Source organism: Kocuria varians (assembly GCF_006539885.1).
In the GTDB taxonomy this organism is placed as follows: Bacteria; Actinomycetota; Actinomycetes; order Actinomycetales; family Micrococcaceae; genus Kocuria; species Kocuria varians.
The window spans coordinates 41927-68130 of record NZ_BJNW01000014.1; the positions used below are offsets into that span (position 1 = coordinate 41927).

Annotated in this window: 24 protein-coding genes; 6 read left to right on the plus strand and 18 right to left on the minus strand. The window is 68.7% G+C overall.

Annotation, left to right across the window (positions count from 1 at the left end):
• Positions 1–132: 132 nt before the first annotated feature.
• The 4 genes from ctaE to qcrB all read left to right on the plus strand — a co-directional run bounded on the left by ctaE (position 133) and on the right by qcrB (position 4455).
• The gene (gene ctaE / locus KVA01_RS08555; RefSeq protein ID WP_068470205.1) at positions 133–771 is read left to right on the plus strand and encodes an aa3-type cytochrome oxidase subunit III; all 639 of its coding nucleotides are present in this window, start codon (positions 133–135) and stop codon (positions 769–771) included.
• Between the two features lie 57 nt (positions 772–828).
• Positions 829–1620 (plus strand): cytochrome bc1 complex diheme cytochrome c subunit, encoded by a 792-nt coding sequence (gene qcrC, locus KVA01_RS08560; protein WP_068470207.1) that lies wholly within the window; start codon positions 829–831, stop codon positions 1618–1620.
• Between the two features lie 70 nt (positions 1621–1690).
• Positions 1691–2785: a cytochrome bc1 complex Rieske iron-sulfur subunit gene (gene qcrA / locus KVA01_RS08565; RefSeq protein ID WP_174805719.1), complete on the plus strand. Its 1095-nt coding sequence runs from the start codon at positions 1691–1693 to the stop codon at positions 2783–2785.
• Positions 2785–4455 (plus strand): cytochrome bc1 complex cytochrome b subunit, encoded by a 1671-nt coding sequence (gene qcrB, locus KVA01_RS08570; protein ID WP_141269776.1) that lies wholly within the window; start codon positions 2785–2787, stop codon positions 4453–4455. The genes qcrA and qcrB overlap by 1 nt, the downstream gene beginning before the upstream one ends.
• Positions 4456–4836: 381 nt before the next feature.
• Here qcrB and KVA01_RS12975 read toward each other — a convergent pair whose 3' ends face one another.
• From KVA01_RS12975 to KVA01_RS08600, 7 genes are all read right to left on the minus strand, one after another.
• Positions 4837–5079, minus strand: coding sequence for a GNAT family N-acetyltransferase (locus KVA01_RS12975; RefSeq protein WP_068470216.1), 243 nt, complete (start codon positions 5077–5079; stop codon positions 4837–4839).
• A gap of 51 nt (positions 5080–5130) precedes the next feature.
• Complete coding sequence (locus KVA01_RS12980; RefSeq protein ID WP_233438821.1) at positions 5131–5448, minus strand: hypothetical protein; 318 nt, start codon at positions 5446–5448, stop codon at positions 5131–5133.
• Between the two features lie 597 nt (positions 5449–6045).
• Complete coding sequence (locus KVA01_RS08580) at positions 6046–6450, minus strand: cytochrome c oxidase subunit 4 (RefSeq protein ID WP_141269778.1); 405 nt, start codon at positions 6448–6450, stop codon at positions 6046–6048.
• Complete coding sequence (gene ctaD, locus KVA01_RS08585) at positions 6447–8171, minus strand: aa3-type cytochrome oxidase subunit I (RefSeq protein WP_141269780.1); 1725 nt, start codon at positions 8169–8171, stop codon at positions 6447–6449. The genes KVA01_RS08580 and ctaD overlap by 4 nt, the downstream gene beginning before the upstream one ends.
• A 10-nt stretch (positions 8172–8181) precedes the next feature.
• Positions 8182–8988 (minus strand): aa3-type cytochrome oxidase subunit II, encoded by an 807-nt coding sequence (ctaC, locus tag KVA01_RS08590; RefSeq protein WP_141269782.1) that lies wholly within the window; start codon positions 8986–8988, stop codon positions 8182–8184.
• Between the two features lie 420 nt (positions 8989–9408).
• Complete coding sequence (locus KVA01_RS08595) at positions 9409–9777, minus strand: HesB/IscA family protein (RefSeq protein ID WP_068470255.1); 369 nt, start codon at positions 9775–9777, stop codon at positions 9409–9411.
• An 89-nt stretch (positions 9778–9866) separates the two neighbouring features.
• Positions 9867–11297 (minus strand): dipeptidase, encoded by a 1431-nt coding sequence (locus tag KVA01_RS08600; RefSeq protein WP_141269784.1) that lies wholly within the window; start codon positions 11295–11297, stop codon positions 9867–9869.
• An 81-nt stretch (positions 11298–11378) separates the two neighbouring features.
• Here KVA01_RS08600 and KVA01_RS08605 point away from each other — a divergent pair, with 81 nt between their 5' ends.
• Entirely contained in the window at positions 11379–12011 is a 633-nt protein-coding gene (locus tag KVA01_RS08605) for a DUF3043 domain-containing protein (RefSeq protein WP_068470226.1), read from the plus strand.
• Positions 12012–12146: 135 nt separating this feature from the next.
• Here KVA01_RS08605 and KVA01_RS08610 read toward each other — a convergent pair whose 3' ends face one another.
• The 8 genes from KVA01_RS08610 to KVA01_RS08645 form a co-directional block, all read right to left on the minus strand.
• On the minus strand, positions 12147–13238 hold the full coding sequence (locus KVA01_RS08610; RefSeq protein ID WP_141269786.1) for a quinone-dependent dihydroorotate dehydrogenase: 1092 nt from the start codon (positions 13236–13238) through the stop codon (positions 12147–12149).
• Positions 13239–13434: 196 nt separating this feature from the next.
• A complete protein-coding gene (locus KVA01_RS08615; protein WP_068470230.1) occupies positions 13435–14229 on the minus strand; it encodes an isoprenyl transferase in 795 nt (264 codons plus the stop codon).
• Between the two features lie 92 nt (positions 14230–14321).
• Entirely contained in the window at positions 14322–15080 is a 759-nt protein-coding gene (gene recO / locus KVA01_RS08620) for a DNA repair protein RecO (RefSeq protein ID WP_141269788.1), read from the minus strand.
• 223 nt (positions 15081–15303) lie between these two features.
• A complete protein-coding gene (gene leuA, locus KVA01_RS08625) occupies positions 15304–17031 on the minus strand; it encodes a 2-isopropylmalate synthase (RefSeq protein ID WP_371858577.1) in 1728 nt (575 codons plus the stop codon).
• A 211-nt stretch (positions 17032–17242) separates the two neighbouring features.
• Complete coding sequence (locus KVA01_RS08630) at positions 17243–18925, minus strand: LCP family protein (RefSeq protein ID WP_233438822.1); 1683 nt, start codon at positions 18923–18925, stop codon at positions 17243–17245.
• Between the two features lie 37 nt (positions 18926–18962).
• Positions 18963–20036: a GTPase Era gene (locus tag KVA01_RS08635; protein WP_141269792.1), complete on the minus strand. Its 1074-nt coding sequence runs from the start codon at positions 20034–20036 to the stop codon at positions 18963–18965.
• A gap of 112 nt (positions 20037–20148) precedes the next feature.
• Positions 20149–20655, minus strand: a complete 507-nt coding sequence (gene ybeY, locus KVA01_RS08640; RefSeq protein ID WP_141269794.1) for an rRNA maturation RNase YbeY — start codon at positions 20653–20655, stop codon at positions 20149–20151.
• On the minus strand, positions 20652–21770 hold the full coding sequence (locus tag KVA01_RS08645) for a PhoH family protein (RefSeq protein WP_371858576.1): 1119 nt from the start codon (positions 21768–21770) through the stop codon (positions 20652–20654). Before KVA01_RS08645 ends, ybeY begins: the two co-directional genes overlap by 4 nt.
• Before the next feature lie 295 nt (positions 21771–22065).
• Between KVA01_RS08645 and KVA01_RS08650 the strand changes: the two genes are divergently transcribed.
• On the plus strand, positions 22066–22995 hold the full coding sequence (locus KVA01_RS08650) for a GerMN domain-containing protein (protein WP_233438823.1): 930 nt from the start codon (positions 22066–22068) through the stop codon (positions 22993–22995).
• A 93-nt stretch (positions 22996–23088) separates the two neighbouring features.
• Here KVA01_RS08650 and KVA01_RS08655 read toward each other — a convergent pair whose 3' ends face one another.
• The 3 genes from KVA01_RS08655 to hrcA all read right to left on the minus strand — a co-directional run bounded on the left by KVA01_RS08655 (position 23089) and on the right by hrcA (position 26062).
• Positions 23089–23844 carry a 16S rRNA (uracil(1498)-N(3))-methyltransferase gene (locus KVA01_RS08655; protein WP_068470247.1) on the minus strand — a complete coding sequence of 252 codons (756 nt, stop codon included), beginning with the start codon at positions 23842–23844 and terminating at the stop codon, positions 23089–23091.
• A complete protein-coding gene (gene dnaJ, locus KVA01_RS08660) occupies positions 23841–24983 on the minus strand; it encodes a molecular chaperone DnaJ (RefSeq protein WP_068470251.1) in 1143 nt (380 codons plus the stop codon). The genes KVA01_RS08655 and dnaJ overlap by 4 nt, the downstream gene beginning before the upstream one ends.
• 65 nt (positions 24984–25048) lie before the next feature.
• Positions 25049–26062, minus strand: coding sequence for a heat-inducible transcriptional repressor HrcA (gene hrcA / locus KVA01_RS08665; protein WP_141269825.1), 1014 nt, complete (start codon positions 26060–26062; stop codon positions 25049–25051).
• Positions 26063–26204: the final 142 nt, after the last annotated feature.

A 26204-nucleotide genomic window follows, 5' to 3' on the forward strand; every position in this document is an offset into this window, starting at 1 on the left:
GGATTCCCGGGGCGGGCGCGCCCCGGTCCGTGCTCGGAACGTCACCCAGATCACGGCGGCGGCGCGCGACACGGTGCGCGCCGAACGTCGCGGTGGTTGGTCCGCCGAGAGTTTTGGCGACATAATGTCTCTGTGACAACTGCGACTCATACCCCAGCCAAACCGGTGACGGCGAGCATCACTCGCCCCAACCTCACCTCCGTGGGCACCATTGTGTGGTTGTCCTCGGAAGTGATGTTCTTCGCCGGCCTCTTCGCCATGTACTTCACCCTGCGCGCCACCTCTCCTGAGGTGTGGCACGAGAACACCGAGATGCTGAACGTGCCCATGGCCACGATCAACACCATCGTCCTCGTGCTCAGCTCGGTGACCTGCCAGTTCGGTGTCTTCGCGGCCGAGCGACTGCAGCCCCGCCGCACCGGCGGCCTGTTCCAGCTCAGCAAGTGGGGCCTCACCGAATGGTTCGCCCTCTCGTTCCTCATGGGCGCGGTCTTCGTGTCCGTGCAGGTCTACGAGTACGCGTCCCTGGTCTCCGAGGGCGTCAGCATAGCGGCCAATGCGTACGGCTCCGCCTTCTATATCACCACGGGCTTCCACGCCCTGCACGTGACCGGCGGCCTCATCGCATTCCTCTTCATCATCGGCCGCGCCTTCGTCGCCAAGCGCTTCGGCCACTACGAGGCCACCTCGGCCATCGTGGTGTCCTACTACTGGCACTTCGTCGACGTGGTCTGGATCGTCCTGTTCCTCCTGGTCTACTTCATCAAGTAGCCGGAGCCAGGACCTCACCCATCCAAGTCTCAGAACCGAGTAAAAGGAACGTTTGACGTGAAGGCACTCTCACAAAAGCGCCGCCATCCCATGGCAGCCCTCGCGCTGCTGGTCATGGCTTTGCTTCTCACCGGTGGACTCTACGCAGTTGCCACAACCACCAACGAAGCGAAGGCCGAGACGACCACCTACTCGGCTCAGGACATCGAGCAGGGACAGAAGCTCTTCATGTCCAACTGCTCCACCTGCCACGGCATGAAGGCCCAGGGCACGGACTCCGGTCCGTCCCTGATCGGTGTGGGCGCATCCTCCGTGGACTTCCAGGTCGGCACCGGCCGCATGCCCATGCAGATGCAGGGCCCCCAGGCGCAGGTCAAGCCGCCGCAGTTCACCGAGGAGCAGACCGGCCAGCTCGCCGCGTACGTCGCCTCCCTCGGCGCGGGTCCCAGTGTTCCCGCCGAAGAGTACCTGGACATCTCCAAGGGCAACTCCGCCAACGGCGCCCAGGTGTTCCTGGTCAACTGCGCGATGTGCCACAATGCGGCCGGCCAGGGCGGCGCCCTGACCCGCGGCAAGTTCGCCCCCTCCCTCATGGGCGTGAGCGAGAAGCACATCTACGAGGCCATGCAGACCGGCCCGCAGAACATGCCCGTCTTCAACGACGCCAACATCACGCCGGACGAGAAGCGCGACGTCATCACCTACCTGAAGACGCTCGACAACAACACCACGGTCGGCGGATTCAGCCTGGGTTCGCTCGGCCCCGTCTCGGAGGGCCTGTTCATCTGGACCATCGGTCTGGTGGTCGTTATCGGCTTCACCGTCTGGCTGACCTCCCGCTCCGCCTGAGAGCATCCGCCGGCCCCGGGTCGGCACCCCTGACACTATTCACAGCACCAAGAGAAGAATGAGGGACCACATGGGCGACCATCGTGATGGCACTCCCCACAAGAGCGGGGCGGTTGTCACCTCGGACGGCGCGGAGCAGGAACAGTTCCCCAACCCGGGGCTTCCCCCGCACCGCCCCCGCGTGACCGACGTAGACCCCAAGGCTGCAAAACGTGCGGAGCACCAGGTTCTGATCCTGTTCCTGCTCTCCATGGTCGGATCAGTCCTGTTCTTCGTGGCCTACTTCGGCATCCGCGTGGACGGCCCCCTGTACGACGCGGTGAACACCGAGCCCACGAGCCAGCTGCGTCTTCAGAACACGCTGCTCGGTCTTGGCATCGCACTCGGCATGTTCGGCATCGGCATCGGCGTGGTCCACTGGGCCCGCACGCTCATGCCGGATCACGAGATCGTCGAGATGCGCCACGACATCCGAAGTGAAGAGGATCGCGCCGAAGCACAGAGCATCCTCAACACCATCTACGACGAGTCCGGGGTCAAGCGTCGCCCGCTGCTGCGCAACACGCTCATCGGTGCCGCCGTGCTGATGCCCCTCCCCTTCGTCGGATTGCTCAAGGATCTCGGCCCCACGGACCTCAAGGTCCTGCGCCACACCATGTGGGACGAAGGTGTCCGCCTCGTCCGTGACCCCTCCGGCACCCCCATCAAGGCGTCGGACGTCACCCTGGGCTCCGTTTTCCACGTCGTACCCGAGAGCCTCAGCAGCCTCAGCCACGAAGACGGCTACCTCAACGAGAAGGCCAAGGCCGTCGTCCTGCTCATGCGCCTGGACCCGGACACGGTCAACGTCTCCGAGGAGCGCAAGAACTGGAACGTGGACGGCATCTTCGCCTACTCCAAGGTCTGCACCCACGTGGGCTGCCCGATCGCTCTGTACGAGCAGCACACGCACCACCTGCTGTGCCCGTGCCACCAGTCCACCTTCGACCTCGTGAACGAGTGCGAGGTCATCTTCGGCCCGGCTTCCCGCCCGCTGCCGCAGCTGCCCATCTCCGTTGACTCCGACGGCTACCTCGTGGCGCGCAGCGACTTCCACGAGCCCGTGGGACCGACATACTCCCAGCGTGACTTCGCAGTCAAGGAAATGCAGGGTGAGGGGAACTAATGTCTACTTCGTCAGACTTCGAGTATCGGCCCAGCACCGTCACCGGTCGCATTGCCAACTTCGTGGACACCCGCGTGGGTGCCTCCGCCATGGTCAAGGAGTTCGGCCGCAAGGTCTTCCCGGACCACTGGACCTTCATGTTCGGTGAGGTGGCGCTCTACAGCTTCGTCATCCTCCTGCTCTCGGGCACGTTCCTGGCATTCTGGTTCGACCCGACCATGACCTCCATGGAGTACAAGGGCAGCTACGTGCCCATGCAGGGCGTGGAGATGTCCGGGGCCTACGCCTCAGCGCTGAACATCTCGTTCGACATCCGAGGCGGCCTCTTCCTTCGCCAGTTGCACCACTGGTCCGCGCTGATGTTCGTCATGGCGCTGTCCGTGCACATGCTTCGTGTCTTCTTCACCGGTGCGTTCCGGCGCCCGCGCGAGCTCAACTGGGTCGTCGGCTGCGTGCTCTTCATCCTCGCGATCGTCGCCGGCTTCTCTGGCTACTCCCTCCCGGACGACGTCCTCTCCGGCAACGGCCTGCGCATCGCTGATGCGATCGCCAAGTCCATGCCGATCGTCGGCACCTACATCTCCATGTTCATGTTCGGTGGCGAGTTCCCGGGTCACGCGATCATCGGCCGCCTCTACATCGTGCACGTGCTGATCATCCCCGCGCTGATCCTGGTGATGATCGTGATTCACCTGTTCATGGTCGTCGTCCACAAGCACACCCAGTACCCCGGCCCCGGCCGCACTGAGGACAACGTGGTCGGCTTCCCCGTGGGCCCCATCTACGCGGCCAAAGCCGGGGGCTTCTTCTTCATTGTCTTCGGCATCCTCGCTGCCATCGCGGGCACCACGACGATCAACGCCATCTGGAACTACGGTCCCTACGATCCCTCCCCCGTGCAGGCCGGTTCGCAGCCTGACTGGTACATGGGCTTCTCCGACGGCGGACTGCGCCTGATGCCCGGCAACTGGCCGTTCTCCTGGGAGGTCAGCATCTTCGGCCTCGCGGTTCCGCTGGCGATCCTGTTGCCGCTGATCCCCATGGCTGGCATGTTCGTGGTCATGTTCGCCTGGCCCTGGATCGAGCGATGGGTCACCCGCGACGACCGCGTCCACAACATCCTGGACCGTCCGCGCAACGCCCCCTTCCGCACCGCGGTGGGTGCTGCGGGCATCACGTTCTACGCCGTGCAGATGATGGCCGCCAGCGGTGACCTCATCGCCACGCACTTCCACCTGGCCGTGAACGACGTCATCTACTGGCTGCGCGCGCTGTACTTCCTGGGTCCCATCCTGGCGTTCATCATCGTCCGCCGGTTCTGCCTGTCGTTGCAGCGCAAGGACCGTGAGATCGTGCTCCACGGCCGCGAGTCGGGCCGCATCCAGGCCCTGCCCCACGGCGAGTTCGTGGAGGTCCACGAGCAGCTCGACGAGTACCGTCGCTACAAGCTGGTGGACTTCCAGGACCGTCAGGTGCTCCCCGCCCGTGCAAATGCCGAGGGCAAGGTCACCGGTACCGAGAAGCTCCGCGGTCGTCTGAGCCGCCTGTTCTTCGAGGACCGCGTTGCTCCGGTCACCCCGGCCGAGCTGGAGGCCGCTCACGACCACGGTCACCACGCCGAGCCCGCGGGCGTCGGCGCCGGGTCCCCCGGCGGTGAGCTCGAGAAGTAGGCACTATCCCCGGCGCACCTCGGTGCGTCCGCGAAAGGGCCCGTGGAGGCGTGCAGAAATGCACCGCCCACCACGGGCCCTTTCGCTCGCTCTGGGCAGTACCGTCTTCGCGGCTCGTGGGGCACCGACGGGCTCGTCGGTCGGTGCCAGCTCTAAGGGGGCTAAGACACCCCGCTACGCCCCTCAGGGGTCGAACTGGGCGTCGCTGATACGGGTTAGGACGTCCGGCTCGCCCTCCCAAGTGGGTCTCTCCGGCGCGAAGTCACCCACGCTCGAACACAGCGCCCTCCTCGACGCCCTCAACGAGATTGCCGGTGCCCTGTCATCGTGATGCGTGCTCCGCAGCGAGACTGCGTGGGGCAGATGGGCTCGGAAGGTGTGTCAGCGCTCGAGGTCGATTCGTGTCTCGGTGCACTGGTAGCCGGCCCGCTCGAACGCTGCAGCCATCGGCGTGTTCACGGCATCCGTGGTGGCAGTGATCCTGTCAGCTCCGGACGCGGCATGAAAAGCGGTGATGAACCCGAGGAGATCGTCGACGTATCCGCGCCCGCGGTGTTCTGGCAGGACCGCCAGATACCCGACGTTGCGGTTCGTCGGGGTGACTGAGGGGATGGCGATCCCCACGACGGAGCCGTACTCGTCGTACGCGAGGCGTCACCAGTCCCGGTCGCCGGGTCAGGAACGGTAGTAGTCCACCTCGTCTCGCGCCAAGCTCAGCGCATCGGTGGTGGCCAACTCGCGTCGGGTCATGACGTCGAGGGAGCCGGGCATGACGCGGGCGAAGAGACTGATGAACGTGTCGTCATCAGCTGGCTCAAACCGCAGCCGCGAGCTGGGAGGGATGACGGGGGTCACTTGTTTCCACTCGAACTGCCGCCGCTCGTTGTGGTGCCCCAGACCCATGCCCGTGGCCTCTACGATCTTCGTGTGGACCTCGTGGGCCACCGCGGCGTCCTCGCGCCAGGCGACGGGGACACGCAGGGTGTGCGGCAACGGGACAGGGATACCGCGAGCGGCCAGAACGGCGTGGCCGCGCTTAAGAAGCGCGCGGAGGACCTTTGCCGCCTCCGTGTGACCCGCCACGACATCCCACACGTCAAGCGCCAGGGGGGTCTGTTGGTCCCGCCCCACCACAAGGCCCGGCCGATGACTTGGCCAGCATCGTCGATGGCGACCTGCGACCACTGAGGCCGTAGACGTCCGGCTCCGATCTCGGTCTCGATCTCGGCAGATGTCATCCCGATCCCGGACGTGGTCGCCATAGTGGCGGCTTCATGCAGCAGCTGTGCGGTGGGCGTTTCGATCCTCATGCTTGAAATCATGCCGCACCCCCCCCGAGCCGAGCGCGAGCGAATCCCATGGCTCCGTAGGGAAGGCCGCCAGACCTGGCATCGATCTCACAGCTGAAGAACCCCGGTGGACAGCATTCCGCGGAAGCGACCGATGACGTGATCATCAGCCAGCTCGGGACTCATGCCTCATGATGCGTGCAAAGGCCGCGCACGCCAGTTGTCACCCCACGACAAAAACAGCCCGCCCCATCCATGACGGATGGGGCGGGCTGTGTCGGTGCCGACTGTCAGATCCCGATCAGTGCGAGTACTCCCCGCGGGAGTGCTCGAAGATCAGGCCCAAAAGACCCAGCAGGGCCACCGGAACGGCCAGGCCCACGATCCACCAGCCGACGGCCAGCGCGGTCACGAACAGCGCGCAACCGATGCCGAGCAGCAGGGGCCACCAGCTCCACGGGGAGAAGAACCCGTAGTCGCCGGACATCTCCACGATCTCGCCGTCCTCACGGTCCTCCGGGAGGGTTCCCCCGGTGGAGCGCTGCACGAGCCAGAGGTAGATCACGAGCATGAAGCTCATGGCCGACAGGGCGAGCAGAGCGGGGAAGCCCGCAAGCTCCTGGAAGTCCGTCACGTAGCCGTAGATGAACCCGACGATGAGGCAGAAGACCGCCAGCATCAGGAACAGCTTGATGGTTGCCTTCATCGTGCGTTCCCTCCGGTGGTCCCGCCCACGAGGGGCTTCTCGGCGTCGAACTGCTGGGTGGAGTAGGCGGAGAGCTCCGGGTGGTGGAGATCAAGCGCCGGACGCTCCGAGCGGATGCGCGGCAGCGAGGTGAAGTTGTGGCGCGGCGGCGGGCAGGAGGTCGCCCACTCGAGCGAGCCACCGAAGCCCCAGGGATCGTCCACCTCGACCTTCTTGGCATTGCGGTGCGTCGTGTACACGTTCCAGAGGAACGGAATCATGGAGACGCCCAGCAACATGGAGCCGATGGTCGAGAACTGGTTCATCCAGGTGAAGCCGTCCTCGGGCATGTAGTCCGCGTAGCGGCGGGGCATGCCGTCCACGCCCAGCCAGTGCTGGATGAGGAAGGTCATGTGGAAGCCGACGAACAACAGCCAGAAGTGGATCTTGCCGATGCGCTCGTTGAGCATCTTGCCGGTGAACTTGGGCCACCAGAAGTAAAAGCCCGCGAACATGCCGAACACGATGGTTCCGAAGATCACGTAGTGGAAGTGCGCCACCACGAAGTAGGTGTCGGACACGTGGAAGTCCAGCGGCGGCGTCGCCAGGATGACGCCCGTCAGACCACCGAACAGGAAGGTGAACAGGAAGCCCAGCACCCACAGGATGGGCGTCTCGAACGTGAGCGATCCCTGCCACATGGTGCCGATCCAGTTGAAGAACTTCACACCGGTGGGCACCGCGATCATCATGGTCATGAAGGAGAAAAAGCCCAGGGCCACCGCGCCGGTCACGTACATGTGGTGCGCCCACACGGTCACGGACAGCGCCGCGATTGCGATGGTCGCGAAGACGAGACCCTTGTACCCGAAGATCGGCTTGCGGGAAAACACCGGGACGATCTCCGAGACGATGCCGAAGAACGGCAGGGCCAACACGTACACCTCGGGGTGACCGAAGAACCAGAACAGGTGCTGCCACAGGATGGCCCCACCGTTCTCCGCGTCGAAGATGTGGCCGCCCAGGCGACGGTCCATGCCGAGCGCGAAGAGCGCGGAGGCCAGCGGCGGGAAGATCATGATGATCAGCATGGCGGTGATCAGCGCGGTCCAGGTGAACACGGGCATGCGCCACATGGTCATGCCCGGAGCGCGCATGCACACGATGGTGGTGATGAAGTTGACACCACCGAGGATCGTGCCGAAGCCCTGCAGGCCCAGGCCGAAGACCCAAAGGTCGCCACCGACACCCGGACTAAACGTGGTGCTGTTCAGCGGTGCGTAGGCGAACCAGCCGAACGAGGCCGCGCCCTGGGGGGACATGAAGCCGGAGACGGCCACGAGGGAGCCGAACAGGAAGAACCAGAAGGACAGGGCGTTCAGACGCGGGAAGGCCACGTCAGGGGCGCCCAGCTGCAGCGGAACGATCACGTTCGCGAAGCCGATGAACAGCGGGGTGCCGAACATCAGCAGCATGATCGTGCCGTGCATGGTGAAGAGCTGGTTGTACTGGTCCTTCGTCTCCAGGATCTGCATGCCGGGCTCGAAGAGCTCCGCACGGATGAGCAGCGCCATGACGCCGCCCACGCAGAAGAAGATGAAGGACGAGATCAGGTACATGTACCCGATGGTCTTGTGGTCGGTCGAGGTGAGCCAGTTGACGATCACCTTGCCCTTGGAGCGTGGGACAACACGGGGTGCGGCGGTAGCCGCGTCGTCCCGCGAGTATTCGAGCGTAGACATTGCCTATCCCCTAGTTGTTGGACGTTGCGTTGAGGTTCGGGTTGCGGTTGTACTCGTCGCCGATGATTCCCGTGTTGCCTTCGTCGCGCAGCTTCTTCATCTGGGCGTTGTACTCGTCCTTGCTCACGACGGACACGTTGAAGAGCATCTCGGAGTGGTACTCACCGCACAGCTCTGCACACTTGCCGGCGAAGGTGCCCTCACGGCCGGTGGTGAAGCTCATGTAGTTGGTGCGGCCCGGGACCATGTCGATCTTCTCGAGGAAGGCGGGGACCCAGAAGGAGTGGATGACGTCGCGGGAGGAGATCTCGAGCTCCACCTTGCTGTCGGCGGGGAGGTAGAGGGTGGGCAGCGTCTTCTCGACGCCGGTCTCACCGGTGAGGTGCGCCTGCACGCCCTGGTAGTGGACGTCCTCGTCGAGGTAGTTGAAGTCCCACGCCCACTGCTTGCCGTAGACCTGGATCTTGGTGTCCGGGTTGTCGAAGCGCTCCGTGATGGCGGTCTGCGCACGGAAGGAGAAGAAGAACAGGCTGACGACCATGGCGATCGGCACGATCGTGTAGAAGATCTCCAGCGGCGCGTTGTAGGCGAGCTGGCGGGGGTAGCCGGTCTCGTTCTTGCGCCGGCGGTAGGCGACCATGCACCAGAGCATGAGGCCCCACACCAGGAGACCGACGCCCAGGGCGGCAATCCACGAGCCGATCCAGAGGTCCATGACCTGGTCGGCGTTGTCGGTGGTGCCCCGTTCGGTGGGCAGGAAGCCAACCTTCGACTGCTCCGAGCACGCGGTGAGCGAGATCGTCGCCAGGACTGCCACTGCCGAGACCTTGAGCGCTCGGCCGCGGCGGGTGCCGGTTCGAGTTTGCGAACTCACAGACGGCCCTTCCTCTTCTGTACGTGGGGTCGGCATCTGTCCTGCACCGAGGGCAGGCAGGACGCGTCGCCCGTTACTTGTTCTCCGTAGGAAGCTTACCCCTCAGGCCCTCGATGTGCTGACACTGTGTCAGCGCGCCGTGTCGCCTGCGCACCCGGCTCGGCAGCTGCTCGGCCACGACGCAGCAGCTCGACGAACGCGCGGTCATCTCCTCTGAATCCTCCCTCCCGGACCCGGTCCGGGGGGGGCCGTGGCGGACCCACCGGGGGTTCAGAGGGACGCGGACGAGGCATGTGACGAAGAGAGGCCGAAGGGGTGTGCGCGGCCTTCGGGCCGACGCACACCCCTTCGGTGCCGCGGGGATCAGTGGAACGAGTCGCCGCACGCGCAGGAGCCCTGCGCGTTGGGGTTGTCGATCGAGAAGCCCTGCTTGGAGATGGTGTCCTCGAAGTCCACCGTGGAGCCGCTGAGGTAGGGCACGCTCATCTTGTCCACGATGACCTCCACGCCGCCGAAGTCGCGAACGTGGTCACCGTCGAGGACGCGCTCGTCGAAGTAGAGCTGGTAGATCAGCCCGGAGCAGCCGCCGGGCTGCACTGCGACGCGCAGGCGCAGGTCCGTGCGGCCCTCCTGCTCCAGGAGGTCGCGCACCTTCTGGGCGGCGTTGTCGGTGAGCAGCACCTCGTGGGTGGGCAGGTCCTGCGTGGTCTCGTTCTCGGTCGTGACGCTCATGGTGCTCACTTTCTTTCTTCTACGACCCGGGTCTCACGCCCGGGTGCGGCCGATGCCTTCTGCGACGTCCAACGTCGAGGTCCGGGGAATCATTCCGCGGGTGAGGAGCCGGGGGACGTCTCCTGCTCCGCGAGTGCGGAGAGCACGAGGGCCTCCGCGGTGACGGCGTGCAGGAAGTCCTCGATGTGCAGGGACTCGTTGGCGCTGTGGGCCCGGGTGTCCGGGTCCTCGATGCCGGTGATGAGGATCTGCGCCTCAGGGTACGCCTCGGTGAGGGTCGCGGTGAAGGGGATGGAGCCGCCCATGCCCGCGGTCACGGCGGGGCGGCCCCACGCCTCCTCGAAGGCCCACAGGGCGATCCGGGAGCTCACGGCGTCCGTGTCCGCGCGGAAGGACTGCCCGGTCTCCTCCAGGTGGAAGGTCACGTGCGCACCGAAGGGAGCGTGCTCCTCCACGTGCCTGCGCAGCGCCTCCCCCGCGACCTTCGGGTCCTGCCCGGGAGCGATCCGCAGGCTCAGCTTGGCCCGGGCCGTGGCGGCGATGGTGTTGGAGGCCTTGTCCACCTCCGTGACGTCGATGCCCGTGACCGAGATGGCCGGCTGGGTCCAGATCCGCGAGGAGATGGAGCCGCGCCCGGCCAGCCGAACGCCGTCGAGCACGCCCGCGTCCGCGCGGAACCGGGCCTCGTCATAGTCGACGTCCGTGTGGTCCTCGCTCAGCAGGCCCTCGACGGCCACGGCACCGTCGTCGTCGTGCAGCGTGGCGATCAGGCGGGAGAGGACGGTGGGCGCGTCCAGGATCGGTCCCCCGAACATCCCGGAGTGCACGGCGTGGTCCAGGACCGCGACCTCCACGATGCCGCCGACGACGCCGCGCAGGCTCGTGGTCAGCGCCGGCACCCCGACCTCCCAGTTCGCGGAGTCGGCGATCACGATGACGTCCGCGGCGAGCTTGTCGCGGTGGGCCGCGAGGAACGCCTCGAAACCGGGCGAGCCGGCCTCCTCCTCGCCCTCGACGAAGACGGTGATGCCGAGGCCCGGCTCGCTGCCGTGCTGGGCGAAGAACGCGCGCAGGGCGCCCACGTGGGCCATCACGCCGGCCTTGTCGTCCGCGGCACCACGCCCCCAGAGCCGACCGTCCTTCTCGACGGCCTCGAACGGCTCGGTCTCCCACAGCTCCCGCTTTCCGGGGGGCTGCACGTCGTGGTGAGCGTAGAGCAGGATCGTGGGGCGCCCGGGTGCCGCGGCCTTGCGGGCGACGACGGCGGGGTGCCCGGGCCTGTCCTCGGAGTCGGTGGGGGCGCGCAGCACCTCGACCCCGTCGAAGGGCAGCTCGCGCAGCAGCCCGGCGACGGCCTCCGCGCTGCGGTCGAGGTCTGCGGCGTCGAAGGAGTCCCACGCGATCCCCGGAATGGCCACGAGGGCACCGAGGTCCTCCAGCAGGGCTGCGCGTGAGTCGACGACGCTGCGGCGCAGGGCCTCGACGGTTTCGGAACCGGGTCGGGTGAAGTCTGTGCTCATGCATCCCACCATAGTCACGCGCACTGGACGCCCGCCGGTCAAGCGGGCCGGCACCCGCGGGATCTCCGTTAGGCTGGTCGGGTGTTTGGACGCAAGAAGGCAGATCAATCCTCGGGTTCCACCGCCGTGCGCGCAGCGGCCGTGAAGGACTCCCCCGCACCCTCCGCCCACGGGGCACAGGGCCGCGACGGCCACTCCCCGCAGGCCAAGAAGGGCAGGCCCACGCCCACCCGCAAGGAGCAGGAGGCCGCGCGGCGTCGTCCGCTGATCCCGGAGGACCGCAAGGCCGCGAAGGCCGAGTCCAAGCTGGCCGTGCGTGAGCAGCGCAAGGTGGCCCAGGCCGGCATGGCGGCCGGCGACGAGCGCTACCTCGGCCCGCGCGACGCCGGGCCCCAGCGCCGGTTCGCCCGCGACTGGGTGGACTCCCGCTTCAACATCGGCGAGTACGTGCTGATCTTCCTGCTGCTGATCTTCGTGCTCATGTGGCTGCCCGTGCAGTCCGTGGCCCTGACCCTGATCTGGATCGTCTACGGCTACATCCTGCTCTGCGTCCTCGACGCCGTGATCATGACCACGCGGATGCACGCGGCCATGCGCCGCAAATTCGGAACGGTCCAGCGCGGCACCCGCTGGTACGCCGCCATGCGCACGTTCACCATCCGCCGCCTGCGCCTTCCCAAGCCCCAGGTGCGCCGGGGTGAGCGTCCCGCCTGAGGTCGCCGCACCCCGTAGGACGAGGGCCGGTCCACCGCGCGGTGGACCGGCCCTCGTCTTTGCCCGTGTGCTCGTGGGTACGCCGCCCGCATCGCCGCGGGGATGGGCTTCCCACGCGGTCGCGCCGAGGACGCCTCAGCGGCCCCGAGGGGCCAGGCGCGCGAGACCGCGGTTGATCCGTGCCGCCCAGAACGGGCCCTCGTAGAGGAATGCGGTGTACCCCTGCACGAGCGAGGCCCCGGCGTCGAGCCGTTCCTGCACGTCCTGCGCCGTGGTCACTCCCCCCACCGACACGAGCACGAGCCTGTCCCCTACGTGCTCGCGCAGCAGGCGCAGCACTTCGAGGGAACGACGGCCCAGCGGCGCGCCGGAGAGCCCGCCCGCGCCGTCCGCCGCGACCTCCTCCGCCGGGGTCCGCAGCCCCAGGCCTTCGCGGGCGATCGTCGTGTTGGTGGCCACGATCCCGTCCAGGCCGAGGTCCAGGGCGAGGTCCGCCACCGCCAGGACGTACTCGTCCGCGAGGTCCGGGGCGATCTTCACGAGCAGCGGCACGCGGCGGGACGTCACCCGGTCCGCTTCCTCCCGCACCGCGGCGAGCAGGGGTCGCAGGGAGTCGAGCTCCTGGAGCTGGCGCAGCCCCGGGGTGTTCGGAGAGGACACGTTGACCACCAGGTAGTCCGCATAGGGCGCGAGCACGCGGGTGCTGCTCACGTAGTCCTGCGCGGCGTCCTCGAGACCCACGACCTTCGTCTTGCCGATGTTCACGCCGATCACCGGGCGGGCCCTGCCCGTGCGGGCGGCCTCCTGGGCCAGGCTCTGCAGCGCGGCGACCACGCGCGGCGCCACGGCCTGCGCCCCGTCGTTGTTGAAGCCCATGCGGTTGATGACGGCACGGTCCTCCACCAGGCGGAACAGCCGCGGGCGGGGGTTGCCGGGCTGGCCCTGTCCGGTCACGGTCCCGATCTCCACGTGGCCGAAACCCAGGTTCGTGAGGGCGTGGGTGCCGGTCGCGCCCTTGTCGAAGCCGGCCGCCAGGCCGAACGCGGACGGGAACGTCAGCCCCATCACGCGCACCTCGCCGCCGATGGCCGGTGCCGTGAGGCGGCTCAGCACACGGCCGATGCCGCAGCGGTGGGCCAGCTTGATGCCCGCGAAGCCGAGGGTGTGGGCCAGCTCGGGGTCCATCCAGGAGAAGGCGAGCTTGAAGAAGGTGGGATACACGCGCATGCCCCCCAGTTTTCCACACGGGTGACGGGGCCGAGCGGCGGGGACTCGCGGGGCGCGGGTGGTGGATGACGCCGTGTGCATCTGTCGAACGGTGCATGGGTCACCACCATGGGCCACCCATAAATTCATGTTTCACGTGAGACTTGGGGGATAAATATCACGTTTCACCTTCAACTTGGATCCACCCCGGTGACCGTTACCCCTCGTGCGGGCTCGCCGGGACTCGGTCTACGGCTCCCCCGTACCGGCGGTCCCGGTCCACATAGTCCTCGACGGCGCGCCACAGCACCCGACGGTCCATGTCCGGCCACAGCGCGTCCAGGAAGACCATCTCCGCATAGGCGGACTGCCACAGCATGAAGTTGGATAGCCGCTGCTCTCCCGAGGACCGCAGAAACATGTCCACGTCCGGAAGCTCCGGCTCGTCCAGGTAGCGCTGGACGGTGGCCTCGGAGATGGAGCCCGGCTTCAGGCGACCCGCCGCGGCGTCTCGAGCCATCGCGGCCGCAGCGTCTGCGATCTCCGCGCGGCCCCCGTAGTTCACGCACATCGTGAGGGTGATGACGTCGTTGTCCCGGGTCTCCTGCTCGGCCGTCTCAAGGCGTTTGATCACCGAGTTCCAGAGCCTGGGACGCCGGCCGGCCCACCGCACCCTGATCCCCCACTCCTGGAACGTGGGCAGCTGGCGGGCCATGACGTCCCCGGTGAAGTTCATGAGGAAGGCGACCTCCGCGGGGGATCGCTTCCAGTTCTCGGTGGAGAACGCGTAGGCGGAGACGTACGGAATGCCGAGGTCGATCGCGCCGGCCACGACGTCCATCAGCGCCCGCTCACCAGCGCGGTGTCCCTCGGTGCGGGGCAGGCCCCGCTCGTTGGCCCACCGGCCGTTTCCGTCCATCACCAGGGCCACGTGCTCGGGCAGGTCGGAGCGGTTCAGACGCGGGGCGGTGGCTCCGCTCGGGTGCAGGGGCGGCGGGGAGAAACGGTTCACGCGGGGATCCTGTCGAAGCGACGATGGGTGTCTCCCCCACCCTAGAACTTCCGGGGCTCGACCGGCGCCGCGCCCGACCTGCGGAGCGGGTCTCAGTCCCCCGCGCGCTCCACGAGTGCCAGGGACCTGACGGTGCGCTCCATGTGCCACTGGACGTAGGCGGCCACGAGACCGGCGGCCGCGCGTGCGGTCCGGGGATGGGCGGCGTCGACGACGGTCCAGTCGCCGCGCAGCAGCCCGTCCAGGAGGACGAAGGTGGCGGCGTCCGGTGCCGCGGAACCCGGCGGGCGGCACTGCGGGCACACGGCTCCGCCGAGGGCCGCTGAGAACGAGCGGTGGGGACCGGGAGCGCCGCAGCGGGCGCAGTCGACGAAACTGGGCGACCAGCCCGCGAGGGAGACCGCCCGCAGCAGGTAGGAGTCGAGGATCCGCCCGGGCTCGTGCAGTCCGCGTGCCACCGCGGAGAGCGCCCCGGTCAGCAGCCGGTAGTGCTGGGCGGCGGTGTCGTAGTCGTCCGCGGTGAGCTTCTCCGCGGTCTCTGCCATCGCGGCCGCAGCGGTGTAGCGGTCGTAGTCCGCCACGATGCGCTCCCCGTAGGAGCGGCGGCCCACCGCCTGGGAGACGATGTCCAGCGTGCGCCCGTGGACGAGCTGCACCTGCGCCACGTTGAACGGTTCCAGCCGGGCGCCGAAACGCGACGTGGTGCGCCGCACGCCCTTGGCCACGGCCCGGACCTGCCCGTGCTCCGCGGTCAGGAGGATCACGATCCGGTCCGCCTCCCCCAGCTTGTACGTGCGCAGCACCACGGCGTCGTCGCTGTAGGAACGCGAAGCGAAGGTTGAACGAGCCACGGAGTCATTGTGCCACCAGCCTCGGACACGGCCGCGCCGCCGGCCCACGACAAGGACGCGGACCGGCAACGACGCCCGCCGGCGCCGCGGCGTCGTCGGCCCCTTGCACGCCACCCCTCTCCCACACCACGGACCCTCGCCGCCGTCGATCGGAGCTCGGACAGGCAACGGCCCCCGCCCTCACGAGGAAGACCGGGGCCGCAGGAGGATCAGAACCGACGCATCAGGCCTGATCTGCCAGCTGCGCGTCGCGCACCGCACGGTTCACGCCGGAGATGACGGCCTTCAGGGACGCCCGCGTGGTGTTGTTGTCCATGCCCGCGCCCCACAGGACGCGGTCTCCGACGGCCAGCTCCACGTAGCTCGCGGCCTGCGCGTTGGCGGACGCCGAGAGCGTGTGCTCCGTGTAGTCCAGCAGCCGGACGTCCACGCCCTCGTCGTTGAACAGGTTGATCAGGGCGTCGATCGGACCGGTGCCGTGAGCGCTGCGCTCGTGGTGCTCTCCCCCGACGTCCAGGCCGATCTCCAGGACCGTGTTGCCCTCGTCCTCCGCGTGGGTGGAGATGGACGTGATCCGGTAGTGGCCCCAGGTGGCGTCCCCGCCGTCCTTGGCGGGCAGGTACTCGTCCGAAAAGATCTTCCACAGCTGCTGGGCCGTGACCTCCGAGCCGGAGGTCTCCGTGAACTTCTGCACCACGCCGGAGAACTCGATCTGTGCGCGGCGCGGCAGGTCGATGCCGTACTCGCTCTTGAGCAGGTACGCCACGCCGCCCTTGCCGGACTGCGAGTTCACGCGGATCACGGCCTCGTAGCTGCGCCCGACGTCCTTGGGGTCGATCGGCAGGTACGGCACGGCCCACTCGAGCTCGTCCACGCCCACGCCCTGCTGCGTGGCGTCCTGCTGCATGGCCTCGAAGCCCTTCTTGATCGCGTCCTGGTGCGAGCCGGAGAACGCGGTGAAGACCAGGTCGCCGCCGTACGGGCTGCGTTCCGGCACGGGCAGCTGGTTGCAGTGCTCCACGGTGCGGCGGATCTCCTCGATGTCCGAGAAGTCGATCTGCGGGTCCACGCCCTGAGTCAGCAGGTTCAGGCCCAGCGTCACCAGGTCCACGTTGCCGGTGCGCTCACCGTTGCCGAACAGGCAACCCTCGATGCGGTCGGCACCGGCCAGGTAGCCCAGCTCGGCGGCGGCCACGCCGGTGCCGCGGTCGTTGTGGGGGTGCAGGGACAGGATGATGTCGTCGCGCTGGTACAGGTGGCGGCCCATCCACTCGATCGAGTCCGCGTAGACGTTGGGCGTGGCCATCTCCACGGTGGCCGGCAGGTTGACGATCATCTCGCGGCCGTTGCCGATCTCGAAGGTCTCCGCGACCTCGTTGCAGATCCGCGCCGCGAACTCCAGCTCGGTGCCCGTGTAGGACTCCGGCGAGTACTCGTAGGTCACGGCGGTGTGCTTGAGCTGCTCCTCGTACTTGCGGCACAGCCGGGCACCCGTCAGCGCGATGTCCACGATCCCGTCCATGTCCTGCTTGAACACCACGCGCCGCTGCAGCGTGGACGTGGAGTTGTACAGGTGCACGATCGCGTGGGGGGCGCCGTCGATCGCCTCGTAGGTGCGCTCGATCAGGTGCTCGCGGGACTGCGTCAGGACCTGGATGGTGACGTCCTCCGGGATGTGGCCGCCCTCGATCAGGGTCCGCACGAAGTCGAAGTCGGTCTGCGAGGCGGACGGGAAGCCCACCTCGATCTCCTTGTAGCCCATGCGCACGAGCAGCTCGAACATCTTCAGCTTGCGCTCGGAGTTCATGGGGTCGATCAGCGCCTGGTTGCCGTCCCGCAGGTCAACGGCACACCAGCGCGGGGCCGTGGTGGCCACCTTGTCCGGCCACGTGCGGTCGGACATGTCGAACGGGAAGTTCTGGTGGTACGGGGTGTACTTGTGGACGGGCATTCCGGATGCGCGCTGCACGTTCTTCACGGGAAGGGCCTTTCGATCTGAAACTTGTGGGCCGGCACCACGAGACTCCGCAGCGGGTGGTCGGCCGTCAAGGATCGGTTCAGGCCCCGCTGCGGCACGTAAGCACGAGAAGCATCATGTCCTGCCGCATGTGATCCAACGTACCACCCGGTCCGACGGGCACCCGCGCGTTACGAACGGCGGCTCACTCGTCCGCGGTGGCCTGGCACGTGAACTGCTCGGCGGTCTGGCCCTGGAGGTCGTCCGGGAGGCTGGAGTTCTGGTCCATCTTCTCGCCGCTGCGGAAGTCCTGCCCAACGGCCACCTCCACGCCCTGCACGTCGTAGGACGCGGTGAGCTGGCTCGAGGGGATGTTGAGCAGCTCGGCGACGTCGTCCGCCGCCAGTGCCCAGCTGGGGTTGTAGAAGATCTGCGTGGCCGCCAGCTGCGCCCCGGAGGACTCGGTCTTCGCCTGGTCGTACCCTGCCTTCTCGAGCACAGAGACGAGCTGGCTGTCCCGGCCGCCGGTCTCCGATCGGTTGCTCACGGCGATCGGCACGATCTTCGGGTCCAGGGCCGGTGCGGTGGAGCTGGGGCTCGCGCTCGGCGCGGCGGAGGGCGACGTCGCCGCAGCACCCGGGTGGGCCGCGCCGCCCGACGCACCGGACGAGGGCGTGGCGGACGCGGAGGCATCCTCGGGGTCCGTGACCGAGACGTCCTGGCGCAAGGTGGTGAAGAGCTTCTCCGCCTTGGCGTCGTCGAGCTGCAGCCGGTTCGGGTTCTCCGGGTACTCCTCCGTGGGAACGGTCACGAACGCGATCTTGCCCGGGTCGATGCCCTTGAGGGTCCCGGCGATGCCCACGAGCGTGGGGATGGAGGTCAGGCCCTCGTCCACGTGCAGGTTCTGGGTCATTACCTCGGCGATGTGGTAGAGCTCCGGCAGGTTGGTGAGGGTGCCGTCCTTCTGGATCTTGCGGGTCAGGGAGGCGAGGAACGACTGCTGCGAGCGGATACGGGACTCGTCCCCGCCGTTGCCGAACGCCGCGCGGGACCGCAGGAACGCCAGCGCCTGCTCGCCCTCCACGCTGGAGATCCCGGCGGGCAGCTTCAGCCCGGACTTGGGGTCGTCCACGGCGTTGTTGACGCAGACCTCCACGCCACCCACGGCGGAGGAGAGCTCCTTGACCGCGTTGAAGTCCGCGAGCATGAAGTGGTCGATGTTCACGCCGGTGAGCTTGTTGATGGCCGCCACGGTGCAGCCGGGACCGCCGCGCTCCACGGCGCTGTTGAGCATGTCCTTCTGCGCCGGGTACACCTTGCCGCTCTTCGGATCGGTGCACTGCGGGATCTCGACCATGAGGTCGCGCGGGAAGGAGACCACGGAGACGGCATCGCGCTTCTCGGTCACGTGCACGAGCATCATGACGTCCGTGCGGCCCTCGGCGTCGTCCTCGCTGCCGTACTCCGAGTTGCCGGTGCCGCTGCGGGTGTCCGAGCCCATGACGAGGATGTCGAGCGGACCGTCGTCCACGGCGTCCGCACCGTCCGAGAGGTTCAGGGGGCTGGACTGCAGGTTGCCCGTGAGCCACAGCGCCGCGATCCCGCCGATGCCTATGGCCGCGATCAGCGCGAGCACCACGAGGATGACGGTGACCTTGCGGGCGGAGGCGCGGTGCTCGCGTGCCCGGTGGTGGCGCCCGGTCTGGGCGAGGTCGAAGGGCTCACCCTCCCGGTCGGTGCGGCGCGCGGGGTGCGCGGCCCAGGGGGCCTGGCTCTCCTGCGCGCGGCGTCCGCGACGGGGTATTGGGCTGCGATCCACCGGTGACGTCTCCTGGGGGTCTTCCTCGGGCTGGGGCGATCCGGGCGCGTACCGGGACCGCTTGGTCACGATACGCCCCGCGCCTCGGTGCTGGGTGTGGGGCGGCTCAGAATCCGAGCTTGGAGAGCTGCTTGGGATCGCGCTGCCACTCCTTGGCGACCTTCACGTGCAGGTCCAGGTAGATCCTGGTGCCCAGCAGCGACTCGATCTGCCCGCGGGCCTGCGTGCCGATCTCCCGCAGCCGCGCCCCGCGCTTGCCGATCACGATCGCCTTCTGCGACGAGCGCTCCACGTACACGCTCGCGTGGACGTCGAGCATGGGGTTGTCCGCGGGCCGGCCCTCACGCTCGGAGACCTCGTCCACAACCACGGCCAGGGAGTGCGGCAGCTCGTCGCGCACGCCCTCCAGCGCGGCCTCTCGGATCAGCTCGGCCATCATGGTGATCTCGGGCTCGTCCGTGAGGTCGCCCTCCGGGTACAGGGGCGGAGACTTGGGCATCAGGGACACCAGCAGCTGGGCCAGCTCCTCCATCTGGTAGCCGTCCGTGGCGCTCACGGGGATCACGTGCGCCCAGCCGGCGTCGGCCTCCTCGGCGCCGGACGTGGCGCCCGCGCCGCTCCCCCCGGCACCCCGGGAACCCTTGCCGCCCGACGACGCCGCCTCGCGCCGTCGGCGCCGCGCCTCACGGTGGGCGCGCTCCTCCCCCACGACCTCGCGGCCCAGCTCGCTCACGGCGATCAGCTGCTCCGCGAGCCGGTCCCCGGGGACGAGGTCCGCCTTGGTGACGATGGCGACCACGGGGGTGCGGCCCACGGCCGCCACGACCTGCTGCGCGATGAACTTGTCGCCGGGGCCGACCTTCTGGTCCGCGGGGACGCAGAAGCCGATCACGTCCACCTGTCCGAGCGTCTCGGCCACGACGTCGTTCAGGCGCTGGCCCAGCAGCGTGCGCGGCCGGTGCAGACCCGGGGTGTCCACGAGGATCAGCTGACCGTCCTCGCGGTGCACGATGCCCCGGATGGTGTGCCGGGTGGTCTGCGGCCGGTTGGAGGTGATCGCGACCTTGCGGCCCACGAGCGCGTTGGTGAGCGTGGACTTGCCCACGTTGGGGCGCCCCACGAACACGGCGAAACCGGCCCGGAAGTCCGGATCGTGCTCTGCGGTGAGATCCTGCGTCATGCTGTGTCCTCGCTCGTACGGTGGGTCGGGGGATGTGCGGCACTCTGCCGGAGCAGCGCGCCGTGCGCCGGGCTTCCGTGCCGCGGGCGGTGGATCACGCGCTGGTCTGCGCTCATGCCATGGTCTCCACGGGGGCGTCGCGGCCCAGGAACTCCTCGAGCAGGGCGCGCTGTGCGGTGAACATGCGGGTGCGCTCGTCCTCCTCCGCGTGGTCGTGGCCCAGCAGGTGGAGCAGCGAGTGGGCGGTGAGCAGGCAGAGCTCGTCCTGGGTGCTGTGTCCCGCGGCCTGCGCCTGGCGCTCGGCCACCGGCGGGCACAGCACGACGTCCCCCAGGACACCCAGGCTCGGCTCCTCGGCGGTGCCTTCGCGCAGCTCGTCCATGGGGAAGGACATCACGTCCGTGGCGCCGGGGAGGCCCAGCCACTGCACGTGCAGCTCGGCCATCTGCTCCTCGTCCACCACGGCGATGGAGACCTCCGTGTCGGGGTGCAGGTGCCACCGGGTGAAGGCGAGCGCCACGAGTGCCTCGAGCTGCTCGGTGTCTACGGCGCGGTAGCACGCGGGAAGCTGCGCGAGCTCCCCGGCCGTGTCCCACGGCAGGTCGAAGGACACGCTCACCGCGCATCCCCCTCCGGCATCCCCTGGTGCCCGGTGTCCCGGTGCTGGGCCGCCGCACGGCGGTCCTCCTTGCGGTGGGCGCGCTCCACACGGTGCCGGTTGGTGGTGTCGAACTGGTCGTAGGCGGCGACGATCTCCCCCACGAGTTCGTGGCGCACGACGTCTTCGGCCGTCAGCTCGCAGAAGGCGATGTCGTCGATCTTCCCCAGCACGTGCTGCACCTGGCGCAGCCCGGACTTCGTGGAACCGGGCAGGTCCACCTGGGTGACGTCACCCGTGACGACGATGCGCGAGCCGAAGCCGAGGCGGGTGAGGAACATCTTCATCTGCTCGGGCGTGGTGTTCTGCGCCTCGTCCAGGATCACGAAGGCGTCGTTGAGGGTGCGCCCGCGCATGTACGCGAGCGGGGCGACCTCGATGGTGCCGGCGTCCATGAGCCGCGGGATGGACTCGGGGTCCATCATGTCGTGCAGGGCGTCGTAGAGGGGGCGCAGGTAGGGGTCGATCTTGTCGTTGAGGGAACCCGGCAGGAAGCCCAGCCGCTCCCCCGCCTCCACCGCGGGACGCGTGAGGATGATCCGGTTGACCTCCTTGGCCTGCAGGGCGCGCACCGCCTTGGCCATGGCCAGGTAGGTCTTGCCTGTGCCGGCGGGACCGATGCCGAAGACCACCGTGTGCTCGTCGATCGCGTCCACGTACGTCTTCTGGTTCACGGTCTTCGGGCGGATGGTGCGCCCGCGCGTGGAGAGGATGCTCGTGGACAGGGCGCTCGCCGGGCGCACCTGCTGTGACTCGCGCATCATGCGGGACACGCGCAGCACCGTGCGCTCGGTGATCTCCGTGCCCCGCAGGGCCATGGCCAGCAGCTCCTCGAGCAGCGACGCCGCGAGCCGTGTGTCGAGAACGGGGCCCTCCAGGGCGACGTCGAGGTCGCGCACGGTCATGCGCACCGCGGGGAACTCGCCTTCCAGGAGTCTCAGCGTGTGGTCGGACTGTCCCAGGCACCGCACGGCGGTGTCTCGGTCCGGCATGTGCACGGTCACACGGGTGCGTTCGCTGGGTGCAGTGGTCAGTGGTGCCATCCCCTCGGGTTGCTGCGCGGATTGGTGCGTCATCGGGCACCAGCCTACCGGTCCGCTCCGTCACGCTCCGGTCCACAGCGCTTTTCCGCCCAGGGCACCTCCCTGTTCACGGGTTCGACCCCCGACGTGGGTTTCGATCCGGTAACGGTCTGCTCCGGGAGAGCCTGCGGGTTAGCGCGTGCCACTGCTCGTCGGTATGTTGTGGAGCCGATAAAATCTCCCGCGCCGTCGCCGTGACGGCCGCGTGGGAGTGGAGCACGGCGACGAGCACGAGGATCGCAGAGCAGCACGCATCAGAGACGGAGCAGAGAGGGAGGGCGAGAGCCGCGTGAGACCGAGTCGACGGGTGCAGCGCCGTCGCTCCCTGCGCGCCACCGCCGCGGTGGTGGCGGTCTCCCTCGCCCTCGGCCTGGCGGCGTGCGGCACCGCCGCGGACCGCCCCGGCACCAACTCTGCCGCGGCACCGGGCATCGGCGCGGCACCCGGGAACACGGGCGAGGCCCTCGACGGCGTGGCCACCGAGCAGGCCCCCGTGTACTGGGTGGGCACCGGCGACCAGTCCGGCTACCTCTTCCGGGAGTTCGGCGACCCCGAGGACACGAGCACCGCAGACCCCGTGGCCCAGGCGGCCGCCATGGTCACGCAGTCCACGCCCGACGACCCCGACTACCGCACGCTGTGGTCTCCCGTGGGCACCGTGGGGACCTCGGTCTCGCCGGACGGCACCATCACGGTGGATCTGCCCGCCGCCGCGTTCAGCACGCAGCTCTCGGAGAAGGACGCGCGCCTCGCGCTGCAGCAGATGGTCTACACCGTGTCGGCCGCGGCCGTCACCGCCGGACTGCTCGACGCCTCCACGGCCAAGGAGGTGCGCATCCTCGTGGACGGCCAGAGCGGCTTCAAGGCCTTCGGCTCCGTGGACCTGTCCCAGCCGCTCACCCGCGACTCGTCCCTGGCGGCGCCCGTGTGGCTCATCGACCCGCAGACCGACTCCAACCCGGGCAGTCCGCTGACCCTCTACCTGCGCGCGCTGCCCGTGGTGCACGACGTCCGCTGGGAGGTCCTGCAGGGCGACCGCACCGTGAAGAGCGGCAAGGTCCAGGCCGCGTCCCCCGGCACCGATCCCACCGTGGGCACCGAGCTGAGGACCACGCTGGAGCTCGATCCCGGCGACTACCGGATCAAGGTCACGGGCACCGACGACCACGGCACCGAGTTCTCGGACGACCACGTCATCACGGTCCAGCCCGCCGGCTGAGAGTCCCGCAGGAGGCCCACCGGAGGTGCGCGCGCGTACGGTGACGCGCACGCGACGACGTCCTGACGGGCTGTGCCTCGTGTGTCCCGGCGTTCAGCCCCAGAGGCCCAGCACGGCCTGCAGTGCCGCCAGTGCGGCGGGACCGGCGGTCGAGGAGCGCATCACGGTGTCTCCCAGGCGCAGAGTCTGCGCACCGGCCTCGGTCAGCGTGCGCGTCTCGTCCTCGCCGATGCCGCCCTCGGGACCGACGATCACGGCGATCCGGGGATGCTCCGCCCAGGCGGCCGTGTCCGAGGCCGCCCACGTGGTGGTGGCGGTCTCGTGGAGGAGCAGCCAGAGGGTGTCCGTCTCCGCGGCGACGAGCCGGGCGAGGCGTGAGGTGTCCACCCAGTCCTCACGGTGCGGCCAGTGGGCCCGGCGCGACTGCTTGGCGGCCGTGGTGAGCGTGGAGTCCCACTTGGCCATGGTCTTCTCCGCGCGCTCGCCGCGCAGGCGGACGATGCTGCGGTCCGCCTGCCACGGGATCACGCGGTCCACACCCAGCTCGGTGGCGGTCTCCGCGGCCTGGAGGTCTCGGTCCCCCTTGGCGAGGGCCTGCACGAGCGTGAACCGTGGCGTGCGCGGTTCCTCGTGGCGGATGTCCGCCACGGTGACGCTCATGCGGTCCTTCTCCCCGGAGGTGAAGGTGCAGCTCGCGCGGGTGCCGTGGCCGTCCACGAGGTCCAGGGGTTCACCCGTCCGCAGGCGCCGGACGGTCACGGCGTGCTTGGCCTCGGGACCGTGCACGTCGAGCACCTCACCGGGGTGGAGCCCGGTGAGGTGCGGCGCGTGGAAGACGGGGTTCGTCACAGGTCGTTGAACCGGTCCCGCAGGCGGGAGAAGAAGCCGCCGGAGGGAGAGGTCCCCACGGTGGTGCCGTCGTGGGCCTGCTCGTCGCGCAGCTCGGCCAGGCGCTCGAGCAGCTCCTTCTGCTCCCCGGTGAGGTCGCGCGGGGTCTCCACCTCGAAGTGCACCTGGAGGTCGCCGCGGCCCTTGCCGCGCAGGTGGGTGACGCCGAGGTCGTCGAGCGTGATGGTCGCCCCGGACTGGGTGCCGGGGCTGACGTCCACGCTGCGGGTGCCGTCGAAGGTCTCCAGCGTGACCGTGGTGCCCAGGGCGGCGGCGGTCATGGGGATGCGCAGGCGGGCGTGGAGGTCGTCGCCCTCGCGCACGAACGTGGGGTCCGGGTCCACCTTGAGCTCCACGAAGAGGTCCCCGTTGGGTCCCCCGGCGGTGCCGGCCTCGCCCTGTCCACCCAGGCGGATGCGGTTGCCGGACTGGATGCCCGCGGGGATCTTCACGGTGAGGGGGCGGCGGTCGCGGACGCGGCCCTCGCCGTAGCACTCGTGGCACGGGTGCTCGATCACGGTGCCGAAGCCGTTGCACTGGGAGCACGGCGCCTGGGTGGTGACCATGCCCAGGATCGACTGGCGCTGGTACTGCATGTGCCCGGAGCCCTTGCACATGCTGCACGTGGTGGGGCTCGTGCCGGGCTGGCAGCACGTGCCCTCGCATGTGGGACACGTGACCGCGGTGTCCACGGTGATGTCCTTCTCCACGCCGAACACGGCGTCCTTCAGCGAGATCCGCACGTTGATCAGCGCGTCCTGGCCCTGGCGGGTGCGGGACTGCGGTCCGCGCTGCCCACCGGCGCCGGCGCCCTGGAAGAAGGTCTCGAAGATGTCGGAGAAGCCGAAGCCGCTGCCGGGGAAGCCCCCGCCGAAGCCGGTATCCGTGCCGTTCTCGTTGCCGGTGGCGTCGTACACGCGCCGCTTCTCGGGGTCGGAGAGGACGTCGTTGGCGTGGGAGACGCGCTTGAACTCCTCGGCCGCCTCCGGGGACGGGTTCACGTCCGGGTGCAGCTTCCTGGCCTTCTTGCGGTAGGCGCGCCTGATCTCTTCGGCGCTGGCGTCACGGCTCACGCCGAGGGTTTCGTAGTGGTCGCTCACGATGCTGTCGCTTCTGCTTTCGTCTCTGGGTCGGTGGTCTGTGCCGGGGCGGCGCCGTGGGGCGCTCAGTCCCCGAGGTTCTTGGAGAGGTATCGGGCCACGGCCCTCACGGAGGCCATGGTGGTGGGGTAGTCCATGCGTGTGGGGCCCACGACCCCCACCTTGGAGGCGTCCCGTGGACCGTAGCCGGTGGCGACGACGGCCGCCTCCGCGAGCGGGTCGTCGAACTCCTCGGAGCCGATCCGCACGGCAACGCCGCGTTCGTCCTGCTGCATCTCCGACAACAACCGCAGCATGGTCACTTGTTCCTCGAGCGCCTCGAGCACCGGGGAGATGCTCTGCGGGAAGTCCCCGCTGAAGCGCGCGAGGTTCGCGGTGTCCGCCATCACGAGCCGGTGGTCGTCGGACGCGGCGGCCAGCGCGGTCAGCGCCTCGGCGACGGCCCGCCCCGCCCCGCGGAGCGGCTCCGGCAGTGCGGCCGGGAGGTCGACGACGGCGCCCGGCACGGTCTCGAGCGGACGGCCCAGCACGCGCGCGAGCACCGCCGCGCGCAGCTCCAGCACGCCCGCCTCGTCCACAGGTTCCCCCAGCACGAGGGTGCGCTGCACCACCCGTCCGCTCGACGGGATCAGCACCACGAGCAGGGCGTCCCCCTGAACGGCCGCGAGCTCCACGTGACGGACGGTGTCACCGGTGCGCACGGGGTACTGGATCACCGCGACCTGGTGCGTCAGCTGCGCCAGCAGGCGCACGGTGCGCTCCATGACGTCGTCGAGGTCGTGCGCGCCGTCAAGGAAGACCTGCACCGCCCGTCGCTGAGCGGGGGTGAGCGGCTGCAGCGCCGCGATCTGGTCCACGAACACGCGGTAGCCGCGGTCCGTGGGGATCCGCCCCGAGCTCGTGTGGGGTGCGGCGATCAGCCCGTCCTCCTCCAGCGCCGCCATGTCGTTGCGCACGGTGGCCGAGGAGACGGGCAGACGGTGGCGTTCCACGAGCGCCTTGGACCCCACGGGCTCGCGGGAGTGGACGTAGTCCTCCACGATGGTCCGCAGGATCTGCGCCCTGCGCGGATGCTCGATGTCTCTCACCTCCCGGTCCCGGCGGGATGGCGGTGCGCCACCCCGTGCCTCACGTCACGAGTGCGGATGGGCCCTCACGGGCCGCGAATAATGTTGGCACTCGAAACATCACAGTGCTAATCAGGGAAGTCTATTGCCCGTG